This is a genomic window from Blautia glucerasea (assembly GCF_013304385.1).
Lineage (GTDB): Bacteria > Bacillota > Clostridia > Lachnospirales > Lachnospiraceae > Blautia_A > Blautia_A ammoniilytica.
Genome location: NZ_JAAITU010000092.1, coordinates 1 through 2961 on the forward strand (window position 1 = coordinate 1; position 2961 = coordinate 2961).

1 protein-coding gene is annotated in these 2961 nt (G+C 47.6%); it reads right to left on the minus strand.

The genetic code is table 11. The annotated features are described in order from the left end of the window. Positions 1–2961: hypothetical protein (locus G5B11_RS18345; RefSeq protein ID WP_173729290.1), on the minus strand; the 2961-nt coding region annotated here is incomplete at both ends.

Genomic DNA, 2961 nt, shown 5'->3' on the forward strand with positions numbered 1-2961 from the left:
GATATACATCCACCTTGGAAAGCAGCCGGTCTGTGGTACTGTAGCCATTGATGGCAGGACGGTAATTCCCGTTCTGATCCTGATCCAGCCATACAAGCCCTGCGATCTTACGCTTTGCAATACGGGTTCCTTCCGCTGAACTGGATACAGTAGGCGCCTGGCTGGTAAGGCCGCCGCTTCTGTAGAAGAAGCTGTTGTTATATACATCTCCGCCCTGCTGGGTTACATTTCTGCTTTTCAGCAGTGTTGCATTATCCTTCGTAAACGGTGTAAAGACCAGTCCCATCCGGAAATTTCCTTTTTCACTTACTTGAGGAACAAATCCATAAATCGCATCAATTGTACCATTGCCATCTGCATAATGGATCAGTTCTTCCCCTTTGGCCCATCGTCCGTTTGCATCTGCCCTGCAGGTCAGTCTGTACATTGTCACACCATTTTCCGTGTATTCAGATGATTCATAAGAAGAAGCCAGATCAAACCACTTACCGTTGTTAATGGTATTCAGTATCAAAGTTCTTTCATCTTGTGTAAGATCCTTTGCACTGATCCCGCCCTTCCTGTACTTCAGCTGTCCTGCACCGTTCTCCAGGAATGCCTGCCTGTCCGCTTCCCTGGTAAAATCCAGATAGATTTCTTTTACCCGGTATCCACCATGGAAGCTGCTGTTCCTTCCGTCTCCATTGGCAGGAAGAATATCGCATAGCTGGATGGGATTCAGGTTTTCTGTATGGTTGCTGTAATTCAGGTAATAGATCAGGTCATCCCCGATCTCTATCAGGTCCCGGTCCGTTTCCTTGTAGATCGCATCATCGTTTGTCCTTGTTGCAATGATGGTCTGCTCTGCACTATTGGCCTGTCCGGTAATACGGTGGATCTCTTCATAGGTGGTATGGATCTGTACCTTTGTAGTAAGCTGCTGGTTGTCCTTTACATCCTCATTCTCATCTGCCCCTTTCTTTCCGATAGTGCAGTTATACCGGATGTAGGGAAGTCCTTTGTTGATATCACTTACCGTTGAACAGAGGGTCAATGTGGTAGTCCCATCCGGGTTATCCGTCTGCTTTACATCCCATGCCAGATCGCCGGCTTTGTATTTACACTGGTTTCCAGGAGCCGAATAGTCGAACTGCAGGCTGCCCTTATTATAATGAAGATCTTTTGGAATGGTCATGGTGATCACAACATCCGTTGCCTGACTGCCGTTTGCTACCAGTTCATGGTCCTTTGTAGCACTGGAGATCTGCAGCCTTGGCATTACCATGAAGTTTGCTGTACGTTCACCGTCGGACACATTATAATAGGTCTTTTCCCGGTTGGAGCCTTTGATCAGGTCTGTATTCTTAACGCCGATCTCACTGACCAGCGTATACAGAAGCAGCGTATTTCCTGCCATCCACCCCATCACATGGGTTCCGTTTTTCTTAACACCGTTTTGGTATTCTGTTTTCTTATATCCGTTAAAAGTAAAGTCACATCTTTGTTTTGTATATTTCATTACCGGATCTTGGCTTTCCATCAGGGTATTTACATACCCATCCGGAAGTGGACCGCCTGTGTCTCCATTTCCGTAGGCAACGATACCATCTGCCGTGCCATACTGTCTGCTTCGCCAGGTTGCGGAAAACAGGATGGCATCCCGCTTCCCATCATTATAATATCGCTTATAGGTTGGACGATATGTGGTCCATCCTCTTACATCATTAGTGGTACAGTAGGTTCCGCCTGTCTTGGCAAAATCCTTTGTCATCTGCATCCTGCTTCTGATATACAGGCTTCTGCCTGTACGGATACAGCAGTCCCGCACCTCGTATAAAAGTGCCACACATCTGCCGTCCGGATTCCCTTTGGCTGCAAAGTAGGCCTTCAGTTCATCCAGTGAAGTAAAGTAGATCAGCTCCTCCTCTGTGTAAGCATCCATCTCTTCTTCCCCGCCGGTAAGACCATCTGCTGTTTCTGTTTTATCCCAGTTGGTCCCGTCCGGCTTCGCACCGTATAGTACGGTCAGCTTAAAGCTTTTTGTTTTCAGGTTTCCTGAGGATGACCAGGTGGTTGCCGACTCCGAAGTGCCTACCAGAAAAGCATTGGTGCTGTTGGTTCCTGCACTTTTCCCTACCCAGGTCCAGCTATTTCCTGTGCCATGGTTCACCTGTCTGTCAATGATCTTTTCTTCACAAACAGGCGTATAGGCATCTGAATCAAACTTCTGAAGAAGATTCACTCCGGTAAGATAATTGTATTCCAGCAGATTGTCCACCTGTGGGTCAAACTTATCCGGTGGGATATAATGGGGATCCTTCACATCATCTGTATAATATTCCCGGCTGGAAAAAGATACATCTGCATCAATGTATACCTGACTTCCCAGCGGGGTGGAGCCTGTGCCTTCCGAAGTGCTGATCAGATCCGTGCCAGTCTCCTTGCTGAAGTAATTCGTCTTCGACAGATGGTCGCCGTTTCCACCTTCTGCATATATATAAAGGCCTGTGCTGTGGTTCAGATAATTATCCAGATAATTCATCTCATGGACTGCATGGTTCTTATAGTCTTTTCCAAAGAAGCTTTCCATTGCATCCAGGCCATTTTCCGTTGACTCAGGAGTAAGCCCTGTTACGCTGCTGATATTCAGATCAGAAGCAGCACACTCCATATTGACCTCCAGATAGCCGCTCTGTCCTGCAGCCACTTTCTTGTCAAAAGGATACAGTACCTGCACATATCCTGCAGAGAAGGAGTTCACATATCCGCTTCGTCCTACCTGGTTGTCCCAGGAACCATTGGCTGTAGCCGAAGGGCTGGAGGACGCTACCGAGTAATTGCTGACTGTAAAATGAAGGGTGAGGTGCTTATCGCCTGTTTCATTTCTCTGCTTTAACGCTCCCTTCCAGAAGCCGCCGCTGTAGCAGCCAGTAGCGCTGTTTCCTGTATTATAGGGAGCCGCATCCCAGCCATACGTGGTAG